General features: G+C 68.9%; 22 protein-coding genes. 6 read left to right on the plus strand and 16 right to left on the minus strand.

All coding sequences use genetic code 11. From position 1 onward, the window contains the following. Window position 1: 1 nt before the first annotated feature. From ACTWQA_RS24870 to ACTWQA_RS24900, 7 genes are all read right to left on the minus strand, one after another. The gene (locus ACTWQA_RS24870) at window positions 2–793 is read right to left on the minus strand and encodes an alpha/beta hydrolase (protein WP_443161492.1); all 792 of its coding nucleotides are present in this window, start codon (window positions 791–793) and stop codon (window positions 2–4) included. After that, entirely contained in the window at window positions 790–3,381 is a 2,592-nt protein-coding gene (locus ACTWQA_RS24875; protein ID WP_443161493.1) for a family 78 glycoside hydrolase catalytic domain, read from the minus strand. Before ACTWQA_RS24875 ends, ACTWQA_RS24870 begins: the two co-directional genes overlap by 4 nt. A 1-nt stretch (window position 3,382) precedes the next feature. Further along, window positions 3,383–4,210: a carbohydrate ABC transporter permease gene (locus tag ACTWQA_RS24880; RefSeq protein WP_327583663.1), complete on the minus strand. Its 828-nt coding sequence runs from the start codon at window positions 4,208–4,210 to the stop codon at window positions 3,383–3,385. Continuing rightward, window positions 4,207–5,139, minus strand: coding sequence for a carbohydrate ABC transporter permease (locus ACTWQA_RS24885; protein ID WP_443161494.1), 933 nt, complete (start codon window positions 5,137–5,139; stop codon window positions 4,207–4,209). Before ACTWQA_RS24885 ends, ACTWQA_RS24880 begins: the two co-directional genes overlap by 4 nt. Further along, entirely contained in the window at window positions 5,136–6,437 is a 1,302-nt protein-coding gene (locus ACTWQA_RS24890; protein ID WP_443161495.1) for an ABC transporter substrate-binding protein, read from the minus strand. The genes ACTWQA_RS24885 and ACTWQA_RS24890 overlap by 4 nt, the downstream gene beginning before the upstream one ends. Before the next feature lie 157 nt (window positions 6,438–6,594). Next, window positions 6,595–6,756: a hypothetical protein gene (locus ACTWQA_RS24895; protein WP_443161496.1), complete on the minus strand. Its 162-nt coding sequence runs from the start codon at window positions 6,754–6,756 to the stop codon at window positions 6,595–6,597. Continuing rightward, window positions 6,753–7,775, minus strand: a complete 1,023-nt coding sequence (locus ACTWQA_RS24900) for a zinc-dependent alcohol dehydrogenase family protein (RefSeq protein WP_443161497.1) — start codon at window positions 7,773–7,775, stop codon at window positions 6,753–6,755. The genes ACTWQA_RS24895 and ACTWQA_RS24900 overlap by 4 nt, the downstream gene beginning before the upstream one ends. Before the next feature lie 139 nt (window positions 7,776–7,914). Between ACTWQA_RS24900 and ACTWQA_RS24905 the strand changes: the two genes are divergently transcribed. Next, on the plus strand, window positions 7,915–8,811 hold the full coding sequence (locus tag ACTWQA_RS24905) for a helix-turn-helix domain-containing protein (RefSeq protein WP_443161498.1): 897 nt from the start codon (window positions 7,915–7,917) through the stop codon (window positions 8,809–8,811). 146 nt (window positions 8,812–8,957) lie between these two features. Here the strand turns inward: ACTWQA_RS24905 and ACTWQA_RS24910 are convergent, their stop codons facing one another. Beyond that, window positions 8,958–9,971 carry a LacI family DNA-binding transcriptional regulator gene (locus ACTWQA_RS24910; RefSeq protein ID WP_443161499.1) on the minus strand — a complete coding sequence of 338 codons (1,014 nt, stop codon included), beginning with the start codon at window positions 9,969–9,971 and terminating at the stop codon, window positions 8,958–8,960. Between the two features lie 622 nt (window positions 9,972–10,593). Between ACTWQA_RS24910 and ACTWQA_RS24915 the strand changes: the two genes are divergently transcribed. After that, window positions 10,594–13,818, plus strand: coding sequence for a family 78 glycoside hydrolase catalytic domain (locus ACTWQA_RS24915; RefSeq protein ID WP_443161500.1), 3,225 nt, complete (start codon window positions 10,594–10,596; stop codon window positions 13,816–13,818). Window positions 13,819–14,025: 207 nt separating this feature from the next. After that, the gene (locus ACTWQA_RS24920) at window positions 14,026–14,859 is read left to right on the plus strand and encodes an aromatic ring-hydroxylating oxygenase subunit alpha (RefSeq protein ID WP_443161501.1); all 834 of its coding nucleotides are present in this window, start codon (window positions 14,026–14,028) and stop codon (window positions 14,857–14,859) included. 30 nt (window positions 14,860–14,889) lie between these two features. On the opposite strand, the gene ACTWQA_RS24925 is transcribed toward ACTWQA_RS24920, so the two are convergent. After that, the gene (locus tag ACTWQA_RS24925; RefSeq protein ID WP_305916199.1) at window positions 14,890–15,447 is read right to left on the minus strand and encodes an HhH-GPD-type base excision DNA repair protein; all 558 of its coding nucleotides are present in this window, start codon (window positions 15,445–15,447) and stop codon (window positions 14,890–14,892) included. Between the two features lie 29 nt (window positions 15,448–15,476). Next, entirely contained in the window at window positions 15,477–15,647 is a 171-nt protein-coding gene (locus tag ACTWQA_RS24930) for a hypothetical protein (protein WP_443161502.1), read from the minus strand. Between the two features lie 119 nt (window positions 15,648–15,766). Between ACTWQA_RS24930 and ACTWQA_RS24935 the strand changes: the two genes are divergently transcribed. From ACTWQA_RS24935 to ACTWQA_RS24945, 3 genes are all read left to right on the plus strand, one after another. Continuing rightward, on the plus strand, window positions 15,767–16,711 hold the full coding sequence (locus ACTWQA_RS24935; protein ID WP_443161503.1) for an NmrA/HSCARG family protein: 945 nt from the start codon (window positions 15,767–15,769) through the stop codon (window positions 16,709–16,711). 57 nt (window positions 16,712–16,768) lie between these two features. Beyond that, window positions 16,769–17,149, plus strand: coding sequence for a DoxX family protein (locus ACTWQA_RS24940; RefSeq protein WP_443161504.1), 381 nt, complete (start codon window positions 16,769–16,771; stop codon window positions 17,147–17,149). Window positions 17,150–17,241: 92 nt separating this feature from the next. Beyond that, window positions 17,242–18,255, plus strand: coding sequence for a pirin family protein (locus ACTWQA_RS24945; protein ID WP_443161505.1), 1,014 nt, complete (start codon window positions 17,242–17,244; stop codon window positions 18,253–18,255). Window positions 18,256–18,332: 77 nt separating this feature from the next. On the opposite strand, the gene ACTWQA_RS24950 is transcribed toward ACTWQA_RS24945, so the two are convergent. The 6 genes from ACTWQA_RS24950 to ACTWQA_RS24975 all read right to left on the minus strand — a co-directional run bounded on the left by ACTWQA_RS24950 (window position 18,333) and on the right by ACTWQA_RS24975 (window position 24,556). Continuing rightward, entirely contained in the window at window positions 18,333–19,184 is an 852-nt protein-coding gene (locus ACTWQA_RS24950; protein ID WP_443161506.1) for a carbohydrate deacetylase, read from the minus strand. After that, window positions 19,181–20,572, minus strand: a complete 1,392-nt coding sequence (locus tag ACTWQA_RS24955) for an MFS transporter (RefSeq protein WP_443161507.1) — start codon at window positions 20,570–20,572, stop codon at window positions 19,181–19,183. The genes ACTWQA_RS24950 and ACTWQA_RS24955 overlap by 4 nt, the downstream gene beginning before the upstream one ends. 176 nt (window positions 20,573–20,748) lie before the next feature. Further along, a complete protein-coding gene (locus ACTWQA_RS24960) occupies window positions 20,749–21,690 on the minus strand; it encodes a ThuA domain-containing protein (protein ID WP_327583680.1) in 942 nt (313 codons plus the stop codon). A 179-nt stretch (window positions 21,691–21,869) separates the two neighbouring features. Beyond that, complete coding sequence (locus ACTWQA_RS24965; RefSeq protein ID WP_443161508.1) at window positions 21,870–22,655, minus strand: citryl-CoA lyase; 786 nt, start codon at window positions 22,653–22,655, stop codon at window positions 21,870–21,872. After that, complete coding sequence (locus ACTWQA_RS24970) at window positions 22,652–23,809, minus strand: CaiB/BaiF CoA transferase family protein (protein ID WP_443161509.1); 1,158 nt, start codon at window positions 23,807–23,809, stop codon at window positions 22,652–22,654. Before ACTWQA_RS24970 ends, ACTWQA_RS24965 begins: the two co-directional genes overlap by 4 nt. Before the next feature lie 15 nt (window positions 23,810–23,824). Then, the gene (locus ACTWQA_RS24975; protein ID WP_305916188.1) at window positions 23,825–24,556 is read right to left on the minus strand and encodes an IclR family transcriptional regulator; all 732 of its coding nucleotides are present in this window, start codon (window positions 24,554–24,556) and stop codon (window positions 23,825–23,827) included. Between the last annotated feature and the right edge of the window lie 34 nt (window positions 24,557–24,590).

The following is a 24,590-nucleotide window of genomic DNA, read 5'->3' on the forward strand; positions in this document are numbered from 1 at the left end:
CTCATCGACCATCATGCGGCGGGCTCAGATTCTCGCGGAGGAACTGCAAGGTGGACTGATGCAGCCGGGTGCGGTGGGGCACGGTGGACCAGCCGTGGTCGGCGCCGTCGACGACTTCCAGCTCCGCGTTGCCGCCGTAGTGAGCGAGGTAGCGACGGGCGTAGGAGACAGGGGCGATGTCGTCCTTGTCGCCGTGGATGATGCGCACGGGCCCGGCATACGCGCAGGACCGGCCGTAGACGTCGAGGTTGGCGATGTCGTCGACCATGGCCGGGCTCATCCGGTGGCTGTCGGCGTCGAAGTAGCCCTTCTCCCCGATCTCCGCCGCGATGTCACGGCCCTTGAGGTGGCCGGCGCCCACTTCGAAGGGGGCGACAGCGGCCGGCGACCACAGGCAGACGGCGCGGATACCCGGCTCCTCGGCGGCCACGATGCCGGCGACGACGCCGCCCATGCTCATCCCGACCAGGCCGATGCGGTCGGGAGCGACGAAGTCGAAGGAGCGCACGGCCCGCACGACGGACCGGGTTTCGGCGATCTCGCCGGTGATGGTGACGTCGAAGAAGTCGCCGTCGCTCTCCCCGTGCCCGGACAGGTCGAACCGGACCGATGCGATGCCGGCCGCCTCCAGCATCCGCGACATCAGGACGAACGAGCGGTTCTCCATCCGGTTGTTGGAGAACCCATGGACGAACACCACCGTCGGCAGACCGATGGCGCCCCGTTCCTCGGGAATGTGCAGCGTGGAGCGCAGAATCCGCCCGTTGTGCTGGAAGTCGTGATTCCTGATCACAGAGCCGCCTTTCCTGGCACGCACTGGAAGACATGGCGTCCCGCCCCAACCTCGATGGCGTTGTCCGGGTCGGTGGGCAGATGGACGGCGGCGGTGGTGTTCGCGGGCAACACCACCACGAGCGTCACCTGATCGCCGTTTCGTTTCCAGCTGACCTCGGCCCTGCCGTACGGGGTGTCGAGACTCGCGCCGGCGTGGGTGAGGCCGCCGCCGGGGCGAGGACGGATGACGAACCGGCGGTAACCCGGTGCCGCCGGGGCCAGGCCGGCGATGGTGCGGTGCATCCAGTCGGCGACGGCGCCGAACGCGTAGTGGTTGAAGGAGGTCATCTCGCCCGGGTTGACCGTGCCGTCGGGCAGCATGCTGTCCCAGCGTTCCCAGATCGTGGTGGCGCCCATGGTGACCGCGTACAGCCAGGACGGGCACTCGGTCTGCAGGAGCAGCCGGTAGGCGTCCTCGACGGCCCCGGCGTCGGTGAGCACGTCGCAGATGAGCGGCGTGCCGACGAAGCCGGTGCCGATGCGGTGACCGTTCGCCCGCACCAGCTCCACCAGCCGCTCCCCCGCGTGCGCGCGACGTTCTGCGCCGTCGAGGAGCCCGAATCGCAGGGCGAGGGCGTAGGCCGTCTGGGAGTCGCTGCTCACCTTGCCGTCGCACGTCGCGTACGCGGTGTCGAAGGCGGCCCGGACCCGCTCGGTCAGCTCTCGGTAGCGGGCGGCGTCGCCGGTGCGGCCGAGCAGTTCGGCCGTCTCGGCGACCAGCCCGGCCGAGTGGACCAGGTAGGCGGTGGCGACCAGAGCCGGGTCGGTCTGCGCCTCGGAGGGCCGTTCGGGTGGAGCGGTCGGGTCGAGCCAGTCGCCGAGCTGCGGCCCGGTGTCCCACAGGAAGCTCTCGCCGGCCAGGCCGGCGATCTGGTCCACCCAGGCACTCATACTCGGGTACTGCTCGCGCAGCAGCTCGAGGTCGCCGGTGCGCTGGTAGAGGGTCCAGGGCACGACGACCGCCGCGTCGCCCCACGCGGCTGTCGGCAGCACGTCGGGGACGGGCTCGAGCGCGATCCAGGGCACGAAGACGGGGACGGTGCCGTGGCGGCGGTGTTCGGCGGAGAGGTCGGCGAGCCAGGACTTCAGCGGACCGGCGCAGTCGTACAGGAAGGACGCTGTGGGGGCGAAGACCTGGATGTCGCCGGTCCAGCCGAGCCGCTCGTCGCGCTGGGGGCAGTCGGTGGGCAGGTCGACGTAGTTGCCGCGCATGCTCCAGCGGACGTTGTCGTGCAGGCGGCTGAGCAGCGGATCGGAACAGTCGAAGTCGCCGATAGGCCGCATGTCGGTATGGCAGACGACCGCCACGACGTCGCCGTGCCGGAGGTCTCCTGGCCATCCGTCGATCTGCGCGTAGCGGAAGCCGTGGACCGTGAAGCGCGGCTCCCAGGTCTCGGGCTCGGCGTCGCCGCGCAGGATGTAGCGGTCGTGCGCGGCGGCATGGCGCAGCGGTCGTAGTGCCAGGGCGCCATCGTCCAGGACTTCGGCATGACGCAGCGAGACGGTGTGCCCGGCCGGGCCCTGGACGCGGATGCGCAGCCGTCCGGCGATGTTCTGCCCGAAGTCGAGAATGGTCTCGCCGTTCGGGCCGGTGAGGACGCCGATCGGGTGAAGGACTTCGGTACGGCGTACGGGCGGCCCGGTCGGGGCGACCAGAAGGACCGGATCGTGGTGGAGGACCTCGGCGGGCAACCAGGTGGAGGCGTCGAAGCCGGGCTCCGACCAGCCGTCGGGAAGCAGGCGGGCGTCGTGGGTCTCGCCGTCGTAGAGGCTCGCGGCCGTGACCGGGCCCGGTGCGCAGCGCCAGGCACTGTCGGTGGCGACCGTGTCCGTCGTGCCGTCGAGGTAGATGATCTCCAGCTGGGCGATCAACGAGAGACGGTCGCCGTAGACGCCGGATCTGCCGCCGGCGAAGCCGATGCGGCCGCGGTACCAGCCGTCGGCGAGGGTGGCGCCGATCGTGTTGGGGCCCTCGCGCAGCAGGGCGGTGACATCGTGGGTACGGTAACGCAGGCGGTGGTGATAGCTGGTCCACCCGGGGGCGAGCACGTCGTCGCCGACGACCCGGCCGTTGATCTCGGCCTCGTACGTGCCGTGCGCGGTGACGTACAGGCGAGCGCGCTCGACCGGCCCGCGAAGGGTGAAGTCGCGGCGCAGCAGCGGCGCCGGGCCGTCGGAATCGGCGAGCAGGTCCCACGGCGGCGCCGCCGCCCTCGCCTGCCAGTCGGCCGGGTCGAGCAGCCCCGCCTCCACGTATGACCAGGGGCTCCACTCGCTGGCCGAGCCGTCGGCGCCGTGCACGCGCACCCGCACGCCGCGCCGCTCGCGCGAGCCCAGTGGTTCGCCCGGCCACGGGACGAGGACCGACTCCCCCGAGTCGACGAAGCCGGTGGAGGTACCGTCGCTGAGCTCGATCTCGTACGCCTGCTGCAGCCAGCCGGGGATGTCGGTCTGGATGATCCAAGACAGGCGCGGGGCGCTCTCGCCGATGCCGACGGGCTCGCGGTGGTGTTCGAAGGTGACCGGTTCGACGTTCAGGAAGGTCATGTCATCCCTTGATGGCGCCGGCCGTCATGCCGGCGACGATCTTGCGGTTGAAGAAGACGAAGGCCAGCAGCGGGGGGATCGTGATCAGGACGATGTCCATGAACAGCAGGTTCCACTGGGTGCTGTACTGGCTCTGGAAGTTGTAGAGGGTGACCTGCACGGTGGCGTTGTCGTCGCCGGGCAGGAAGTACAGCGGGTTGACGAAGTCGTTGAAGACGGCCACGGACGTGGTCAGGATGACCGTGATGGTGACCGGCCGCAGCAGGGGGAAGATCACCCGGAAGAACAGGGCGAGCCCGGTGCAGCCGTCGATCTGGGCTGCCTCGTCCAGTTCATGCGGGATGGCCGCGATGAAGGCGCGGAACAGCAGCACCGCGTACGACAGGCCGAAGGCGACCTCGACCAGGATCAGGCCGGGCAGGGTCTTGAACAGGCCGAGCCCTTGCAGCAGCCAGATCGTGGGCACGATCGCGGGCGGGATGATCAGCCCGGACAGCACCAGGAAGTTGGCCAGCGACCCGATCTTCCCGGCCCGCCGCTGCAGCACGAACGCGGCCATCGCCGCGAAGATCACGATCAGCGCGACCGACGCGACGGTGAGGACGGTGGAGTTGACGAAGGCGCGCAGCAGCACGTAGTCGCGCGCCTCGACGACCTCGACGAGGTTCTCCACCAGCCGCCACTCGCCCGGCCACCCGAAGTCCAGGTCCGCGGACTGCGCCTGATCCTTCACCGCGGTCAGCAGCATGAAGGAGAAGGGCACCAGGAAGATCGCGGTGGCCAGGACCAGCGCGACCGTCTCGGCGCTGAGCTTCTTGAGAGCTCTCATGCGGCGACCTGCCTCTTGCCGAGGACGTAGTTCAGCGGGACGACGATGGCGGTGACCATGAGGAACAGCAGCACGTTGCCGGCCGTGGACAGGCCGAAGAAGCCGGCCTGGTACTGCTTGTAGATGATCGAGGCGATGGTGTCGCTGGTGAAGCCGGGCCCGCCGCGGGTCATCGTCCAGATCAGGTCGAACGAGCGCAGCCCGCCGATGAAGGAGAGGATGATCACCGAGTAGGTGGCCGGCCAGCTCAGCGGCAGCGTGACGTGCCGGAAGCGGTGCCAGGCGGTGCCCCCGTCGACCGAGACCGCCTGGTAGTAGTCACGGAGAATCGACATGATCCCCGCGATGTAGATGACGGTGGCCAGGCCGACGCCCTTCCACACGTCCACCATCGCCACCGACAGCAGGGCGGAGTCGGTGTCGCCCAGCCAGTCCGGGCCGTCGACGCCGACCAGCGCGAGTGCCTTGTTGACCAGGCCGGTGTCCGGTCGCAGCAGCGCGCTGAAGGTGATGCCGACCGCGACCGTGCTCACCAGCACGGGGAAGAAAACCACCGAGCGCAGGAAGCCGCGCAGCCGCAGCCGCGAGGTGAGCAGCACGCCCAGCAGCAGCCCGAGGACGACCTTCAGCCCGCTCGTGACCACGGCGTAGACGATGGTGTTCTGGAAGCCGATGCGCAGGTTCTGCTCCGCGAGGAAGTCCCGGAAGTTCTGCAGTCCGACGAAGGTGCTGTCGAACAACGTCCAGCGAGTGAGCGCGAAGTAGAAGGCCATGGCCGTCGGCACCAGGAAGATCACCAGGTAGACGACGGCGGCCGGCAGGTACAGCGCATAGGGGTACGCCGACTTTCGCCTGGCCACCGGGCGGGCGTGCCACTGTGCGGGCGGCGCGCCGGGCCCCGTGCGGGGCCCGGCTTGGTGCTTGGTCACCACCCTGCCAGGCCCAGCTGCTTGGCCTGCTTCTCCACGTCCTTGTCGTACTGCGCGGCACCCTCGGCGGGCGGCGTCAGCCCGGAGCCGACAGCGACGGTGATCTGCTCCAGCGACGGACCCTTGATGGGCGACAGGAACTCCAGAGCCGGTGACGTGGCGCTCTTGTCGATGTAGGTCTGCAGGTCCTTGGCCACTTGGAGCGCGTCCTCGGGCAGCTTGGATCCCTTGATGCGGTACGGCCCCGACGGCCGCACGGCCGCGGTGACGGCCTCGGTGCCCGCAGGGGAGGCGACGAAGGCCAGGAACTTCTTGGCCGCGTCCAGGTGCTCGGTGGTCTTGGCGATGTAGATGGCGGGCGGCTCCCAGACCGTGGCGCCCTGCTTGGCCGGGTCGGTGCCCGGGACACCGAAGAAGCCGACGTCGGTCGCCGTCTGCGGATAGGTCGCCAGCAGGGGCGGCAGCAGTGCGCTGAGCATCGCGTAGTGCGCGCCCTTGCCCTCGACCAGCATCTTCAGGCCCTGGTCGAGCGTGGCCGAGCCGAAGCCCTTGTTGAGGTACCCCTTGGCATGCACGTCGGCGAGGTGCTGGAACCCGCCGAGCGCGGCCGGGGTGGTGGCGTACTTGACCTTGCCGCCGGTGTAGTCCTGGGCGAAGCTCGGCGCCGCGGCCTGGACGTTGTAATAGTCAGCGAGCACGAAGATCTGCGACGTCCAGGTGTCCTTGAACGTGCTGATCACCGGAGTGATCCCGGCCGCCTTGATCTTGTCGTTGTTGGCCATGAACTCGTCCCAGGTCTTGGGCACCTGCAGACCGAGTTGGTCGTAGACCTTGCGGTTGTACAGGATGCCGCCGCCCGCCAGCGCGGTGGCCGGGACGCCGAACACCTTGTTCTCGTTCGTCACCACCGGCAGGTAGTCCGGCTGGACGTTGGCCAGAACGGGATCGCCGGTGAGATCGACGAGCGTCTGGGCCGGGTTGAGGGCCTGTAGCAGCGAGCCGGAGTTGTACCAGAACACGTCGGTCATCTCGCCGGTGGACAGGCGGGTCTTGACGACGTTGTCGCCCTCGCTGCCGCCCGGCTGGTTCTCCATCTCGATCTTGATGGTGGGGTTGGCCTTCATGAACGCGTTCGCCAGCGCCTTGGACGTGTCCACGGTCGACTGGTCGCTGCCCGTCATGAAGGAGAGGGTGACGGTGCCGTCAGCAGCGGGCTCCGAACCGGAGCCGCAGGAGGTCAGGGCCGCCATCGCGAGCACGGCCACGGCCGTCGCAAGCGTGCGGTGGGAGGTCTTCACACACCCCTCCAGGGTTTATTGAATCGTTTTAAGCGACTCCCCGATGCGGTTAACGTAGGCGTTACGTGGAGGAGTGTCAAGAGACACTTTGGGTAACGGTTCCCATCCTTTTCCCAGGCCAGCTCGCTGATATCGCGATTTTTTAGGTAACGTTTCTTCAACGCGGCAAAGGAACGGCGCGCCGGGCCAGCACCCTGGTGGCCCGGCGCTCGGCCATGGCCTCGCAGCCTGCGGCGGCCTGGTCGAGGGGCAGGACGATGCCGGAGACGGTGCACCGAGGGGCAGCCCGTTCGACGCGGCCACGCCTCCGGCGGGTCACGGGCGCAGGAGCACCTTGATGGCGCGGCGTTCGTCCATGGCCTTGTAACCTTCGGCGGCCTGGTCGAGGGGCAGCTCGAGGTCGAAGACCTTGCCGGGGTCGATCTGACGGTTCCAGATGAGGTCGATGAGCTCCGGCAGGTACTGACGGACCGGAGCTGGGCCGCCGTGCAGGTGCACGTGGGAGAAGAACAGCTCCTCGCCGGGCAGTTCGACGCCGTGCGCGACGCCCACATAGCCGACATGCCCGCCGGCCCGGGTCGAGCGGATGGCCTGCATCATCGACTCCTGGGTGCCGACCGCCTCGACGACCGAGTGCGCGCCCAGGCCGCCGGTGAGCTCCTTGATCATCCTTACGCCCTCGTCACCGCGCTCGGTGACGATGTCGGTCGCGCCGAACTCGCGGGCGAGCTTCTGCCTCGGCTCGTGGCGGCTCATCGCGATGATCCGCTCCGCGCCGAGCTGCTTGGCGGCCAGCACCGCGAGCAGGCCGACCGCGCCGTCGCCGACCACCGCGACCGTCTTGCCGGGACCGGCCTGCGCGGCTACGGCACCGAACCAGCCGGTGCCCAGCACGTCCGATGCGGCCAGGAGGCTCGGGATCAGGTCGTCGGAGGGGAGGTCCGGCGTGGCGACGAGCGTGCCGTCGGCGAGCGGGACGCGCAGCAGCTCCGCCTGGGCCCCGCCCGCGGTCGCGAACTCGCGATTGACGCAGGAGGTCTGGTAGCCGGTCCGGCAGATCTCGCATGTGTTGTCCGAGGCGAAGAAGGACCCGATCACGAACTGGCCGGGCTTGATCGTCTTCACCGCACCGCCGACCTCCTCGACGATGCCCACGTACTCGTGGCCCATCGGGGACGGCCCGTCCACGGCGTCGATCCCGCGATACGGCCACAGGTCCGACCCGCAGATACAGGTCGCGGGCAGGCGGATGATCGCATCGGACGGAGCGATGATCTTCGGGTCCTGGCGCTCTTCCACCCGGACGTCACCGGGGGCGTGCATCACGGCACCACGCATGATGGTTCTCCTTGCTAGATGGTTGATGGCTGTACACAACGACCCAGGAAACACCAACCACCCTTGACCAGGGAGTTCTTGATAAAAGGTGTACTGGCAGGGCACCCCTCCCGCCCGAAGGGCCGCCTAGCCTAAGAGGATGGACAACCGCAGCGAGATCCGTGAGTTCCTGACCTCACGCCGCGCCAAGATCAGCCCGCAGCAGGCCGGGCTTCCGTCCTACGGCATCCGCCGGGTGCCGGGCCTGCGCCGCGCCGAGGTCGCCCAACTGGCCGGGGTCAGCGTGGAGTACTACTCCCGCCTGGAACGCGGCGACCTGTCCGGGGTCTCCGACAACGTCCTCGACGCCCTGGCCCGCGCGCTGCGGCTCAACGACGAAGAACGCACCCACCTGGAGCACCTGGCCCGCGCCATCGGACCCGCCCCGCGCCGCCGGCACCGCCCCGCCCCCTGCACCGTGCGGCCCAACGTGCAGCGGCTCCTGGACGCCATGACCGGCGCGCCCGCGTTCGTCCTGAACGGCCGCTGCGACCTTCTGGCCACCAACGCCCTCGGCCGCGCCCTGTTCGCTCCCATGATCGACTCCGCACATGGCGCCACCCCCAACTTCGGCCGGTTCACCTTCCTCGACCCCCAATCCCGCCTGTTCTGGGGCGACTGGGAACGCGCCGCCGACGAAACCGTCGCCCTCCTGCACGCCCAGGCCGGCCGCGACCCGTACGACAAAGACCTCACCGACCTGGTCGGCGAACTGTCCACCCGCAGCGACGACTTCCGCACCCGCTGGGCCCGCCACGACGTCCGCCAGCACCACCAGGGCGCCAAGCCCCTCCACCACCCCGTCGTCGGCGACCTCCACCTCACCTACGAATCCCTCGAGCTGGCCGCCGACAACCTCCGCCTGGTCGCCTACGGCGCCGAATCCGGCAGCGACTCTGCAGACAAACTCCGCCTTCTGGCCAGCTGGGCCGCCTCCGACACCAGCGACCTCCAGACTCACGAAGCCCTGGACCGCCGGCCGGCAGACCAGGCCTGACCATCCCCCAGCCGCACCATCTCCGGCTATCCGGCACCGGTGACCTGACCCGGCGGCACCAGCCGGCGGGTCAGCGAAGCGCCACGGCTATCGCGACTCCGCGCGCCCCGAATCCCGCCGCTCCAGACGGCGCGCCACCCGTTCGGCTACGGCTTCGGAGCATCCACCGAGCCCCCAGGCGGGGCCGTAGAAGTGCGGGCGACCAGGCTCGGGGTGACGGAGAAGCGCACGGAGGTCATGCGGCCCTCGATGCGTTCCAGCAGGAGCTTGCCCGCGGCGCGGCCCATCTCGGCGCCGTCCTGGTCAACACTGGTCAGCGCGATGTTCGGCAGAGCGGCCAGGTGGGTGTTGTCGTAACCGGCGACTGAGACGTCCGCCGGGACGGACAGGCCGGCCTCGTGGAGCGCGGCGAGCGCGCCGAGCGCCGCCTGGTCGGCTCCCGCGAAGATCGCCGTCGGGCGAGGGGAACGGCTCAGCAGCTCACGGGCTCCCTCGTAGCCGCCTTTCTCGTGATAGAAGCTGGTGGCGATGGCGATCTCGTCGCCGAACCCGTGCTCGCGCATGACGCGTTCGTAGGTCGCCGACCGGATGTTGTGCAGCAGGTCGGCCGGCCGGGCCTGGCTGTCGTCCTGGTGCGTGATGTGCGCGATCCGGCGGTGCCCCAGCGCGATGAGGTGCTGCACGACGAGTTCGGCGCCCGCCTCGTCGTCATCGAACACCGAGTCGTAGTACGACGACCGCTCGTGCCGTGCCAGCACCACGGTGGGTTTTTCCTTCGCCACCTCTTCCAGCCGCGGCTTCGAAGCGAGCGGGGCGACCATGATGATGCCGTCCACCTGGCGGTCCATGAGGGCGTCGACCGCCCGCCTCTCGACCTTGCGGGTGGCGCCTCCTTGGATCATGAACGCCTGGTAGTCGGTGCTCTCGAGATACTCGGTGAGGCCGTCGAGAATGTCGGCGAAGAACGGGTTCCTGATGTGCGGCAGCACCAGCCCGATCGTGAAAGTGCGCCCCCGCATCCCCCGGGCGACGGCCTGCGGCCGATAGCCGAGCTCCTCGATGGCCGTCTTGACCCGGTCTTTCATGGCCGGGCTCACGCCGTAGGCGTTGCGTATCACCTTGGACACCGCTGTGACGGAGACCTGAGCGTGGCTCGCCACATCGGCGATCGTCACTCGTCGTCGACCAGGCGCGGCCATGAAACTCCATTTCCCGAGACGTGTACCGATTCTACGAGCTCAGGGCATCGCTCAGCTTGGGCGCCTGAGAAAACGTTTTAAGAACCTACGCCTACCAGCTGGCCCGACCACCCATGGCCGCGCCCGGGCCATGCTCCTGTTCGCCGTAGTCCAGATCCTGATCAGAATGGGTAACGCTACCCATTGATGTTGTGCTGCATCTCGTATACATCGGTCAATGCCGAGAACCGTTGCTCGAGCGACCTCTTGACGCCGGGCTGGGTTACGCCTACGTTAACGACAACGATTCGTCTTAAATCGATTTACCTCCCCGCGTGGAGGCGTATGGTGCGAGCCTTCCGTCACCCCCATCGTCCTGAACTGGTCGTTCCCCGCGGCCCACCCGACCGCGCAGGGTTGAGCCCCCCGCCCAAGGTCGCGCATTCTCCGGAGTGGCGGCGGCTGCAGCGTTCACCCTCACGCCGACTCATTCGGCGACCCGAGCGCCACCCTCGCGCCCGCCCTGGCATGGGCGCGACCCCAGCCACAAGCAGGCGAAGCAGCACCGACCGGCGCGGAATGGCCGGCCGGGAAGGAGTGGCCTGTGTCGAAATCACGTCGTCGGATCCGCATGCTCGCGGGACTGGGGGTTTCCTTAGCCCTCGCGCTCTCGCAACCCTTCGGCGCTCCACCGGCCGTCGCCGCCGGCGCGGTATCGCCCGTCCAAGTCGTCGACCTCAACGTTGACGGCCGGTACGACGAAGCTCTCGGCATCGACAACCTCACCCCCTCACTCGGGTGGCGGATGCAAGAGACACGACAAGCCGCCGCTCATCCGTGCCACCGGCCGCTCTCGCGGGCGGCGTGTCCCGGCGACGCGCAGACCGCGTACCAGGTCCAGGCCGCGACAAGCGAGGAGAACCTCAAGCGTGGCCGGCTGATCTGGGACTCCGGCAAGGTGAACTCCGCCGTCCAGTCCGGCGTTCGCTATGCCGGCCAAGCGTTGAGTTCGCGCCAGAGGGCCGTCTGGCACGTCCGCGTCTGGGACGCCGACAAGAAGCCGTCGGACTGGAGCAAGCCCTCTTCATGGGAGATGGGCCTGCTGCAGCAGAGCGATTGGGGCGCGGCGCGCTGGATCGAGTACCCGGGCCGCACCGAAACGCAGCCCATGCCGATCTTCGCCCGTCAGTTCGGCGTCGACCGCGGCAAGCGCGTGGCCGGCGCCCGTCTCTACCTCTCCGGCGTGGGCCTGCACCTGCCGACCTTGAACGGTCGCAAGCTCAGCGACGAAGTCCTCGCGCCCGGCTACTCCAACTACCAGCTCTCCAGTGAGTACCGCACCTATGACATCACCGACGACCTGCGCGCCGGGGTCAACACCCTCGGTGTACGGATCGGCAACGGCCCTGCCTACGTGCGGCGCAGCGTCACCAACCCGGCCGTGGGCCGCACGGCGCCGTACTCATGGTGGCAGAGCCAGCTGAAAGGCAGGGGCACCCTGGCCGCCGGCGCCGAGGTCGGCGCCACGACCGTGAAACTCGACAATGTCGCCAACTACCACATCGGCGGCACCATCAACATCGACACCGGCAACGGCGGCGACAACCTCGAATCCCGCACCATCACCGCGATCGGCACCGCAGGCGTTGACGGAACAGGGATCACCTTCACGCCGGGGCTGTCCAAGGCGCACTCCAGCGGCGCGACGGTGACCGGCTCGGGCAACAACATCGCCGCCAGCGACCCGAGCGCCGGCGCCGCGGTCACACCCCGCATGATCGCGCGGCTGGAGATCGCCTACAGCAACGGCTCGACGGACGTCATCGTCTCCGACCGCAGCTGGCGCTCCGCCCTCGGCGCCCTCGTCACCGACGCCTGGTACTCCGGCTCCGACTATGACGCACGGCGCGAGCAGGCCGGCTGGGACCTGCCGGGATCCGACCTGTCGGCCACCGCCAAGCGGCGCGACGGCTCGGACATGTCGTGGGTGGACGCAGGAATAGCGCCGCCCCCGAACCTCGCCACCAAGCTCGTGGCCCGGACGGCCGAGCCGGTCGAGGTCGTCGAAACGTTCACGCCGGTCTCGATGACCAACCCGACCCCGGGCACCTGGGTGTTCGACCTCGGCCAGAACATCAGTGGATGGCCACAGCTGAACCTCAAAGGCACCGTGCCCGGCGGAGTCACCATCCGGATGGCCCCCGCCGAGTCACTCGCCTCCGACGGAACCGTCGACCAGGCCTCTCTCATGGGAGGAGGCGGCAACCGGGGGCGCGACCTGTTCAACACCTACACCACGGCCGGTCTGCGCGGCGGAGAGACCTGGCACCCCGACTTCAACTACTTCGGCATGCAGTGGATCCAGGTCACCGGCCTTCCGGAGGGCTACACCCCCACGAAGGACCTGATCAAGGGCATCCGGCTGCAGGTCGCCACCCCCGGGGCAGGCGAGGTCACCACCTCCAACGCGCGCGTGAACCGCATCCACAAGATGGCCCGCTACTCCTTCGCGTCGAACATGATGTCGGTCTTCACCGACTGTCCCGGCCGCGAGAAGCTGTCGTACCCGGCCGACTACACGATGCCGATGGGAGCCATCCATCGCAATTACGAGCTCGCCGCGTACCTGCGGACCACGATCCGGCACCTCGTCGAGGGACAGTCGATCGCCGACACCCCGATGCGCGGAAACGTGGCGCTGAAGACCCCGGTCTACGACTGGGGCTACAGCGGACGCTTCGGCGACGAGATCAACTGGGGCAACGCCATCATCCTGGTCCCGGCGATGCTCTACGAGCTCTACGGCGACACCGACACGATGACGCGGTACTACGACCAGATGGTCGACTTCGCCGACTACATCCAGCGCCAGAAGGCAGGGACGGGCGAGAACGCGCACATCGTCGACGCCGCCCTCGCCGACTGGGTCGCGGCCGACCAGACCTCTGGCCGGATCACCGGCACCTGGGGCTACTACATCATGATCACGAAGCTGGCCACGATGGCCGAGCTGACCGGGCACACCGACGACGCCGCCCGCTACCAGGCCCTCGCCGGTGACATCAAGAACGCCTTCAACGCCCACTTCTACAACCAGGAGCTGCGCCGCTACACCAGCACGGGCAACGCCGGGACCGCCGGCGCGACCCAGACGGCTCAGGCGCTCGCGCTCGACGCCGGGCTCGTCCCCGACAGCGAACGCCAGGCTGTCCTCGACGCGCTCGTCGAGCTTGTCTACGCCTTCCACCCCAACGGCGAGGGCCCGCACTTCAGCGGCGGCACCATCGGCATGGCCCCGACGGTCCGGGCCCTTGCCGACGGCGGCAGGGACGACGTCCTGTGGGACCTGCTGCAGGCCGACGACCAGCCGAGTTACGGGTTCTTCATGCAGCCCACCACCGCCAATCCGGGCGGCATGACCACGATCGGCGAGCAGTGGAACCGCGGGGCCTCGAAGAACCACATGATCCTGGCGCAGATCGAGGAGTGGTTCCACACCGGGCTGGCGGGCATCCGCGAGGCCGATGACTCCACCGCCTACCGGCGCCTCGTCATCCAGCCCAAGCCGGTCGGCGACCTCACCTCCGTCAAGGGCAGCTACGAGACGCCGCACGGTAGCGTGCGGTCCGCATGGACCAAGGGAGGAGACCGGTTCAAGCTGACGGTCGAGGTGCCGGCGAACACCGCCGCCGAAGTCTGGGTGCCGGCGAAGGAACAACGCCTCGTCGCAGCGCCGCACCGAGCGACGTTCCTCCGGATGGACCGAGACCACGCCGTCTACAGGGTCCCCTCCGGCTCCTTCACGTTCGTGGCGGCAATGGCAAGCTGATCCCTCTGCACTCGGTCTCCGCCTGTCCGACCAGGGCGGAGACCGGTGTCGGCGGTGGCCGTCGGCCGCGCGATCAAAAGCAGCGGCAGGCTTGAATCTTCACTAAAAGGATCATTAGCCTCAATCCGGCCGGTCCAGGATTCCTGTTCCGTCTCGCGGATAGCCATTTGAGCACCGGTGCGCTTGGTACCAGGCATTGGAGGTACGGTGACGCCGGATTCGATCCCCGCAATCGACCACATCTCAGCCGGATACGACCCTGACCCTGCACTGTCGATGTCGTTGCACGCCGACGCCTACACCGATCCTCAATGGTTCGACGTCGACCAGCGGGCGATCTTCGCTCGTACGTGGCAGTGGCTGTGCCATGTCGAGAAGCTTCGGGAGCCGGGAAGCTACATGACGGGCACGGCGGCCGGCATGCCCATCGTCGCCGTCCGGCGCAGCATCGTGTGCCCCTATCACGCCTGGACCTTCGACCTGACCGGCCGGTTGAGGCGAGCGCGCAACACCGGTGACATGCCGGGCTTCGACACCTCCACGGTATGCCTGGACCAGATCCAGGTCACCGAGTTCGGCGGCATGGTCTACGTCAACCTCGACCCCGAGGCGGCCCTTCTGCCGGAGCAGGCCGGGGGCCTCGAGGCGGAGATCCAGGCAAGGGCGCCGGACGTGGCCAAGCTGACCCTCGCCCGCCGGCTCACCTATGACATCGCCTCCAACTGGAAGAACGTCGTCGACAACTTCCTGGAGTGCTACCACTGCCACGTGGCCCACAAAGACTTCGTGTCCCTGGTCGACATGAGCACCTACAAGGTCACCACCTACGGGATCTACTCGAGCCACATGGCGCAGGCCGGTACAACGGAGAACTCCGCCTACGACGTGTCAAGCGCGACAGTCACCGAGCATGCGGTCTGGTGGCTGTGGCCCAACACCTGCCTGCTGCGCTATCCCGGCCGGGGGAACTTCATGGTGCTGCATGGCCTCATCCTCGATGCCTACCGACACGAGCTCGAACGATCCCGCACAACCTCCTGAGATGAGCTGCGGAGGCGGCTCCATACTGGGCTAGCCCTTCGCCTTGGCTGCCTTCTTGAAGGCGCGGACCTCGGCGAGCGACTCCGGCCCCGTCACGTCGGCGATCGAGCGGTGCGAGCCCTCCTCGCCGTACGGACCGGCGGCTTCGCGCCAGCCCGGCGGCTGGACGCCGAGCTGCTTGCCGAGCAGGGCGAGGAAGATGCGCGCCTTCTGCTCACCGTAGCCGGGCAGGGCCTTGAGGCGCTTGAGCACCTCCTTGCCGTCGGGGTCGCCCGTGGTCCAGATCGCCTCGGTGCGCCCGTCGTAGTGCTCCACGACATACTGCGCCAGCGCGTGCACCCGCCTCGCCATCGACCCGCCGTAGCGGTGGATCGCCGGCTTGGTCACGCAGAGCTCGACGAACTCCTCGAGATCGGATTCGGCGATCTTCGTGACGCTGAAGCCGCCCATCCGGTCCGCGATCTTCTTCGGCCCGATGAAGGCGATCTCCATGGCGATCTGCTGATCGAGGAGCATGCCCGTCAGCAGGGCGAACGGGTCCTCGGAGAGGAGCTTGTCGGCTTCTGGATCGTCGACCAAACGCACCATGCCACTACTCTACGAGGTGCCGCCGAGCGTCACGGTGACATGGTGTCCAGTTGGTCGAGGATGCGCTCCCAGTCCACCGTCTTGGCCAGGTCCTGGAATCGCTGCCGACCCCCTGCGGTATCGGTGAGGGCGATGAGGATCTCGTGGTCGGCGCCGGACAGCTTGGAGTGCGCCTGAAGTCCACCCCAAATACTTGACATGTCATGGGATCCGGCTAACGTACATGACACATCAATTGATGCGTCATGTATCTTCGTGAACGAAGGGATGACACATCATCTGTGCAGGTGCTCGGGCACCCGTAGCTGAAGGAGAAGCTGTGGCGGACAAGAGAGTGATCGCGGTGGTCGGCGCGACCGGGGCGCAAGGCGGCGGGCTGGCGAGGGCGATCTTGGCTGATGGCGGCGGCGCGTTCACTGTGCGGGCGCTGACCCGTAATGCGGCCTCGGACAAGGCGCGGGAACTGGCCGCCCAAGGAGCCGAAGTGGTCGAGGCCGACGTCCGGGACGAGGCGCGGCTGACGGAGGCGTTCGACGGGGCCGCCCACGCATACCTGGTGACGAACTTCTGGGACCACATGTCGCCGGAGCAGGAGAAGCAGGACGCCGCGACGATGGCGCGGGCGGCCAAGAAGGCCGGGCTGCGCCACGTCATCTGGTCGACGCTGGATGACACCCGCGACCACATCCCCCTCGACGACGAGCGCATGCCGACGCTGATGGGCCAGTACAAGGTGCCGCACTTCGACGCCAAGGCCGAGGCCGACCGGTTCTTCATCGACGCCGGGGTGCCGACCACGTTCCTGCGGACCACGTTCTACTGGGAGAGCCTCCTCGGCCCGATGGCGCCGAAGCGGGGAGAGGACGGGCGGCTCGTGCTCGCCCTGCCGATGGCCGACGGCAAGCTCGCCGGCATCGCGTCCGAAGACATCGGGAAGACCGCCTACGGCATCTTCAAGCGGGGCGACGAGCTCGCCGGCCGGACCGTCAGCATCGCCGGTGAGCACCTGACCGGCGCGGAGATCGCCGCGCACTTCAGCAAGGCGCTGGGCGAAGAGGTCGGCTACGTGCCGGTGCCGTTCGATGCCATGCGCGCGCAGCCCTGGCCCGCCGCCGCCGAGCTGGGGAACATGTTCCAGTTCTATGCGCAGGTGCCGCAGTTCGTCACCGACCGCGACCTCGACGTCGTCCGCGGTCTCAACCCGGAACTGCAGAACTTCGAGCAGTGGCTGGCGGCGCACAAGACCGCCCTCGCCGGCATCTGACCACGACCCCCGTCATCCCTCCCCCATCCGCAATTCCCAAGAGTCCTGGAAATCGTTGTGAACATCGTTTTGTGGGTCGTCTCCGCTCTGCTGGCGCTCGTCTTCCTCGGCGCCGGTGGCGCGAAGCTGGCTCAATCGAAGGAAAAGCTCATCGCTTCGCCGAACATGGCCTGGGCGGAGGACTTCCCGCCGGGTGCGCTCAAGACGATCGGCGCACTGGAGGTGCTGGGCGCGATCGGGCTGATCCTGCCCCCGGCGCTGGGCATCGTTGCGGTGCTCGCGCCGCTGGCCGCCCTCGGGCTGGCGGTGACGATGATGGGTGCCATCCTCACGCACGCCCGGCGCAAGGAGTCCCAGCCGGTCGTGATCAACCTGGTGCTGCTCGCGCTGGCCCTGTTCGTGGCCTGGGGCCGCTTCGGCCCGTACCCCTTCGCCTGATCACAGAGATCACCGCCATCGCCCGACCCCGGGCACCCATGACGTGGCGTTGTAGGTGAATATGGGACTTGATTGCATGGGAGGTGATCTCGGTGAGCAACGTGGAAGCCGAGCCTGTCGAAATGCGGTGCGGAGAGCCGGTGGACGACGCGCGCCCGGCGGAGGAGCCGTCGGTCGACGTGCTCTCTGCGCGGGACGTGCCTCTGGGCGGGCCGAGGGCGATGTCCGTACGGCGGACGCTGCCACAGCGGGGCCGGACGTTGATCGGAGCCTGGTGCTTCGCCGATCACTACGGCCCCGACGACGTGGCCCGGACGGGCGGCATGGAGGTCCCGCCGCATCCGCACACCGGCCTGCAGACGGTGAGCTGGCTCTTCAGCGGGGAGGTCGAACACCGCGACAGCCTCGGCAGTCACGCCTTCATCCGGCCCGGTGAGATGAACCTCATGACCGGCGGGTACGGCATCGCCCACTCGGAGGTCTCCACTCCGCGCACCACCGTCCTCCACGGCGTCCAGTTGTGGGTGGCGCTCCCCGAAGAGCACCGCAACGCCGGACGGGACTTCCAGCACCACGTGCCCGAACCCATGCGGATCGACGGGGCCGAGATCAGGGTGTTCCTGGGCTCGCTCGCCGGAGACCTCTCCCCCGTGCGGACCTTCACCCCGCTGCTCGGCGCCGAGATCACCCTCGAACCGCATGCGGCGATCACACTCGCCGTGGACACCACGTTCGAGCACGGCCTTCTCGTGGACAGCGGGCCCGTCCGCGTCGCCGGCACCCTGCTGCGCCCTGCGGAACTCGGCTACGTCCGCCCCGGCATCGACGCCCTGGAGCTGACGAACACGTCAGACGGCCCAGCGCGGGCGATCCTGCTCGGCGGCACTCCGTTCAAGGAAGAGATCGTCATGTGGTGGAACTTCATCGGCCGCACGCATGAGGACATCGTCCGGGCGCGAGAGGACTGGGAGGCCTCCTCCGACCGCTTCGGCGTCGTTGACGGATATCCGGGGAACCGCCTTCACGCGCCCGCCCTGCCCAACGCCACCATCAAGCCGCGCGGAAATCCACCGCATGGCCGGCTCCGCCCGAAAGGCACCTCATGAGCCAGACGTCTGCCGCTCCGATGGTCGACGACGCCTTCGCCGGCCAGGACCTGGCCACGCGGTTGGCTTCGCCGACATCACCGACCCCGTGACCGCCGACGTCCCCACCAGCCTCCGACGACCTCGACGCCCTCATTCTCCAGGGCCTTGTGCCACGCCGGATCACGCAGCAGCCGCGTCTCCCAGGTCCGCACGATGCCGTCCGGTCCTGTGACCGCGTCCTCGCGGGACGGGTGCAGGAACAACTCGCTCGTGCCCTCGGGGAGGGCCGCGAGCCGGCGGAGGTAGTCGTCCCGCAGTCGCTCGTAGGATCCGAGCTCGGGTGCGCTGCGCCGGTTGGTCGCGATCGTCTGCGGGATGGCCACGCCGAGTGCGTCGGCCAGGGCGACGGCGCGCTCGTGCGCTGCCGCGAGCGGCGGCGGGAGCGGCCCGCCGAAGTACGGCTCCGGGTCGCGGGGCAGCCGGAAGGCAAGGCCGTGGCGCGCACACCACTCAAGCGCCTCGGCGAGCCACGATCTGCCGTGCAGGCCGTAGAGGGTGCCGGCGTGGGAGTCGGCCGCCTCGGGCAGGGGACCCCGGTCGCGCATCCAGTGCAGCTGTGCGTCCGCCTCCCGGATGACATCCTGGGCCTCGCCGCGGGCTCCGAGAACCAGCGGATCGTCACTGAGTGTCCCGTCCGGATCGGCGAGGCTCGCCGCGCCGTTGAGGGGCCGCCAGCGCGGGAGGCCGCGCTCGCTCGTGAGCGTCACGTGCAGCCGCGGCACGACGCCGAGCTCCCGGACCTGCTTCGCGGCTCGCTCCGCGGCCGGCGAGACGCAGATGAGGGTCGTCGCGGTGACATGTCCCTCGGCGAGCAGTGCGACGATGACCTCCGTCGTCCCGGGTTCCCGGCCGAGATCGTCGCCCGTGATCACGACGCGGCGGGTCATCGGGGGCGCTCCGCGGCGGACTCGTCCACGGGACCGGGGGGCGGCGGCTCGACCGGCTCAGCCGCCTCAGGCGGTGTCTCGATCGGGACCGAGATGAGTCGCGCCGCGACCGCGCCGATCGCCGTCAGCACGAACGGGTACACGCATAAGTACACCCGGAACGCGAGCCCGGGGTCGGCGCCGGGATCGTGGCCCGAGTTGTAGCCGAAGAACACGCCCAGCGAAGTGAGCGCGAGTCCGGTCACGATCCCGTTGAGCCGGCCGAAGAAGCCGAACGCGGACAGGAAGAGCCCTTCCCGATGCTCCCCGTTACGCGCGGCGTCGGCGTCCAGCACCCGCGCGACAATGAGGTCGTTCGTCGCGAGCATTCCCGACCACCCGGCCCCGACGAGCACCCCCGCGGCGATCGCGGTAACGAGGTCGGTGGCGAAGAACAAGGCCGCGAAGCTGGCCGCGAGGACCGCGAAGGCGAGCCGCCAGGTCCACAGCGCGCCGCGGCGCGCGACGACGCGCGTCCACACCACCAGGCCGCCCGCCGAGACGAGGATGACGATGCCCTGGAGGAAGAACGCGTTCCCGACCGGGAGCCCGAGCGAGTAGCGGACATACAGCTGGATACCCGCGAGGACGAGCGCCATGGCCATCCCGTAACAGGCGCCGGTGAGCCCGACCGTCCAGAACGTCGGGTTGCGCACGATCGACCATACGCTCGGCAGCAGCAGCGGCCGCTCGCGCGTGGAGTAGCGGGGACGCTCGCGCGCGCCGAGCGCCATGAACACGATCACGACGAGCGCGACCGCGCCATAGATGATCGCGGTGATCTGGAAGCCTTGAGTGGATTCCTCGGTGCCGAACACGCTCGTCGTGAGCAACGGGGTGACCGCGAGCGAGATCACGAGCGCCACGAGCTGGAAGCCCTGGCGCAGACTGTTGGCCGTGGCGCGGTCGCGCTCGCGCGGGTAAAGCTCGGGGAGCAGTGCGCCGTAGTTGGCGTTGAGCATCGAGTCGAAGGCCTCGCACAGGATCGCGAACACCGCGAACCAGAGCACGAGGCCGATGCCCTCCAGAGACGTCGGCGCGGAGAAGAATGCGATCATGCAGGCCGCGAGCATCGGCGCGCCGACGAGCAGCCACGGCCGGCGCCGGCCGAACCGGCTCCGGGTGCGGTCGGAGAGGTGGCCGAGCAGCGGGTTGTCAAGCGCGTCGATGACCGCGTAGATCACCATGACCACGCCGTAAGCGCGAACGTCGAGCCCGAGAATGTCGACGTAGAAGACGATCATCGACCCTTTGATCATGTTGATCGGGATGGATGTGCCGAACATCCCGATCGCGTAGCGCCACGCGGGAGTCCGCCCCGGGGCGGGGGCCGTACCGGGCTGGGACACGCGATCACCTTCCTTGCCGTGCCGACGCTCTGCCCGGCGTCACCTTCGCACTCGAACGAGAACAGCGGGTGAAGCGGAGTCGTGCCACGCCGGACGTCGCCTGCCGGTCCGGTCCCAGTGATGCTGGTCTGCGATCGCGGGCACGTCAAGAACCTGCCCGGCCGCCGCCCCCGATGTCAGCGGCAGAACGGGACCATGCCGAGCACGGATTTGACGCCGCCCAGCAGATGCTGGGTGAAGTATTGGTCACCGTCCATGGGTTCGTCGGTCCAGGCCTTGACGTCGTGGCCGAGGGTGGTGAGCCAGGCCTTGCCACCGTCGTAGTACTGGCACCAGCTCACCGGGTGGTGCTCGCCGTGGCCGGGGTGTCCGAGGCTGCCGCGCACCCCTCGGGCCAGGGTGCTCTCGTCCACCTCGGCCAGCACGCGGACACGGGTCGGTGCGGGGACGAGGTTGTACCACTCGTCGGTGAAGGCCCAGGTCCGGGGCAGGCCTTGGGTGGAGGCGTCGCGGTGACCGACGGTGACGACGGTGCCGGGCTGGTTGGCGCTGTGGTCGTAGAAGTTGGCGTTGCCGAGCAGACCCTCGTACCAGGGCCAGTTGTATTCGGTGCCGAAGGCGTTGTGCACGCCGATGAAGCCGCCGCCGGCGCGGACGTACTGGCGCAGCGCGGTCTGCGCGGCATCGTCCAAGGTGTCGCGGGTGGTGCTGAGGAACATGACCGCGTTGTACGGCAGCAGGCGGCCCGCTGACGACAACTGGGTGACGTCCTCGGTGTAGTCGACCGCGAAGCCGTTCTCCTGTCCGAGCTTGATCACCGCTTTGACGGCCACGTTGTTGTCGTTGAGCGGCGGGTTGAGTCCGGGGCCGAGCGGCGTGCCGAGGTGTGCGTGGCGGGGGCCGGCGGTGCGGCTGTAGACGAGCAGCTTGTAGCCCTTGGCCGGGTCGAAGTTGCCCCAGTCGTGGTAACAGCGGGGGTCGGTGCCCCGGCAGACGCCGTAGTCGGGATCACCAAGGTTCTGCGCCGGCACGGGGGACGCGGCGGAGCTGGGAGCAGTGGCGGTGAGCAGGAGGGCCGCCGCTCCGGTGGCGGCGGCGACGGAGAGTTTGCTGCGCATGGGCACCTCGCGTAACGATCCGCTAGGCGGATCGATTGGTCCACTCAGGGGGCTTGAGCGTAAACCACGGATCTTCACCGGAACAAGCTCTTGTCTTCACTGCGGATCGGACTTAAGGTGCATCCGTCATATGGATCCATCGGCCCACTAGGCGGATCGCCGAACGGGCTCCCTCGTGCTCAGAGCCAGGCCGGCAGGATGGACGGCGGGATCGGCCCCTTGTTCCTCCGGCCCTGGCCGCTCTCCTCCCAGGCGTGGGCCAGGATCCCGACGGACCTGCTGAGCACGAAGAGCCCGCGCGCCAGTGGCGCGGGAAAGCCGAGCTCGGCGTAGACCACGGCGGTCGCCCCGTCGACGTTCATCGGCACCGGCTCGATCAGCCGCTCGACCTCGATCGCGGCACGCAGGTGCGCGCCCGGCACCACCCCGTCCGCGACCGCTTCGGCCACGAGGCCGAGCAGCGGGTCGCGGCGCGGATCACGCCGGTGGAAACGATGCCCGAAGCCGGGCAGATATTTGTCACGCGCACGCCAGCGGGCGACCACGGCGGCCGCGTCTCCGTCACCGGCCACTTCCTCCAGCAGCGTGACGCATTGCTCGCCGGCGCCGCCGTGCACGTCGCCGAGCAGGTTGACACCCGTGGCGACAGCGTTGTTGAGCCCCACCCCGCAGGTGGCGGCCATCCGGGCGACGGCGATGGACGGCGCGTGCGGCCCATGATCGACCGACGAGACCAGCGCCGCCTCCAGCAACGCCGCCCGGCGCGGATCGGGGCGCTCGCCCCGGAGCATGAGCCAGATCATCTCGGCGAGCCCGATGCGCCCGATGAGGTCCTGGACCGGCTGCCCCCGCAGCTCGATGACATCGGGCTCGATCCTCGACACCGCGGTCGCCCACCAGCCCGCCACCTCGGCTTCGACGCCGCCGCCTGAGGCACGGGGAGGGACCTCAGCTCGCTCGCTCATGACGCCACCCCGAACTCGTCGTTGTGCTCCCCGAGGAGCGGGGCGGACCCTCGTGGGCGCAGGGCGACGCCGTCGACGACCACGCCGTTCCCCGTGACGGTGACCTGCCGCTCGCCCGCTCCCGCGAACGGCACCTCCGTCAGGAAGCCACGCTGACGTACCTGGTGAAGTGCGAGCGCTTGCGGGACGGTGAGAATGCGGGCGGCGGGCACCCCCTCGCGGGCGAGCATCTCCTCCCACTCCAGCGCGGTCTTGGCCCGCAGCGCATGATTGAGCTCACGGTTGAGGTCCTGCCGGTGGGTCTTGCGCGCTTCACGCTCGGCGAAGCGGGGATCGGCGGGCAGGTCGGGCCGCCCGATGAGCCGGCACAGCGTCTCGAACTGAGCCTGCTGGTTGGCGGCGATGTTGAGCGGCCCGTCGGCGGTCTCGAACGTGCCGGAGGGGGCGGCGGTGGCGTTCTGGTCGCCCATCGGCTCAGGCTCGACACCGCTGATCAGGTAGTTGGAAACGGTCCAGCCCATCGCCGACATCGACGACTCCAGCATGGACAGGTCCAGATGGCAGCCACGCCCGCTGCGGTGTCGTCCGGCCAGCGCGGCGGAGATCGCCAGAGCGGCCATCAGCCCGCCGATGGTGTCGCAGATCGGGAACCCCACCCGCAGCGGGGCGGTGTCAGCGGTGCCGGTGACGCTCATCATGCCGGACAACCCTTGAATGATCTGGTCGTAGGCGGGGGCCCCGCTCATCGGCCCGCTCTGCCCGAAGCCGGAAATGGCGCAGTAGACCAGGCCGGGGTTGAGCTCGCGCAGGCGGTTCCAGCCGTAGCCGAGCCTGCTCATCACCCCGGCCCTGAAGTTCTCCAGCAGGACGTCGGCATCGGTGACCATGGACTCGAAGGCATCCCGCCCGGCTCGGCTCTTCAGGTCGAGCTCGACCGACTTCTTGCCGGCGTTCTGGGCCAGGAAGGATGCGCCCATCCGCGCGCGATTGAGCTCAGGGTCGGGACCGAGCCGCCGGGCGAGATCCCCGGTGCCGGGCAACTCCACCTTGACCACCTCCGCGCCGAACAGCATCAGTTGATAACTGCAGTACGGCCCGGCCAGAACGTTGGTCAGGTCCACGACCTTGACGCCGTCCAGTGGCAACTGCTGCATGCACGCTCCATAGAGTCAAGTCAGAGGATGGTCGAACCCGCGCTCCGACATCCGCTTCGCCGCCTCGCGCAGATCCGCGGCGAATTCCTGTACGCGATCTTCGGTGAAGCGGATCGTGGGACCGCTCAGCGTCAGCGCCGCCACCGTCGCCCGCGAGCCGCCCGTGACCGCGACGGCCACCGCCGACAGGCCCGGCTCGCGTTCGCCGTGACTGGCCGCGTAACCGTCGCGCGCCGCCTGATCGATCCAGTCCCGCAACGTCGCCACGTGTGCCTGGCCGTAAGGAGAGGAACGGGCCACCCGCAGGAGCAGCCGCTCAGGCGCGTCCTTGAGCAGGATCTTCGAGGAGGCGCCCGCCCACAGGGGCAGCTCGTCGCCGACGCGCACCACGTGGCGCAGCGGCTGCGGGCTCTCCTGCTGGGCGATGCAGATGCGATGCACGTCGCGCAGCACGTAGAGATTGACGGTCTCCCGATGCCGCGCCCCCAGCTCGCGCATGAGCTGGACGGTCTCCGGCGGCAGCTCCCATGCCGAGCGGGCCAGGTGGGCCCAGCGCCACAGCGCGGGCCCGGCTGTGTAGCCCTTGTGCGTGGCCCACAACAGTCCCATATGCTCCAGGGTCTGCAGCAGGCGCAGCGCGGTGGTCTTGGCCAGGCCGGTCTCGTCGACGACCTCGCGAATCGTCAACGTCCGCCGGTCCTCGGTGAGCAGCGAGAGAATGTCGAACGCGCGCTGGACGCTGCGCACACCCCCGCTCTCCCCCGACGCTGCAGGAATGTTC

It is taken from the genome of Nonomuraea sp. 10N515B, assembly GCF_052245915.1.
Lineage (GTDB): Bacteria > Actinomycetota > Actinomycetes > Streptosporangiales > Streptosporangiaceae > Nonomuraea.